We start from the raw sequence: 257 nt of genomic DNA, 5'->3' as shown, positions 1-257 counted from the left end.
GATGTTGAGCTTGCGGCCGAACGCGGTATACGTTGAGCCCGGCGTCACGCGGACGTTGCCGACCGCGCGCAGCGGCAGATTCGGCGCGCTCATCGCGGTGATGGTGCCGGTCAAACCAAGATCCGCGCCTTGTCCGCGAAAACGGAAGCTGTTGCCGAGACTGATGTCGATGTTCGCGCGCGGCGCGAACGGCCCGATCGGCTTGTTGCTGCCGGGCACCGGCCGCGGCCGCTCGCCGGCCACGGTGCCGTCCGGGC

Annotated in this window: 1 protein-coding gene; it reads right to left on the bottom strand. The window is 69.6% G+C overall.

Going from position 1 to position 257, the window contains the following annotated elements; all coding sequences use genetic code 11:
• The coding region (locus SB753_RS38950; RefSeq protein WP_410805402.1) for a translocation/assembly module TamB domain-containing protein at positions 1 to 257 on the bottom strand (257 nt) is incomplete at both ends.

Source organism: Paraburkholderia sp. SIMBA_053 (genome assembly GCF_046534895.1).
Classification (GTDB): Bacteria; Pseudomonadota; Gammaproteobacteria; order Burkholderiales; family Burkholderiaceae; genus Paraburkholderia; species Paraburkholderia caledonica.
The sequence above is the reverse complement of the archived record's forward strand: the minus strand, read 5'-3'. Positions and strand labels throughout refer to the sequence as shown.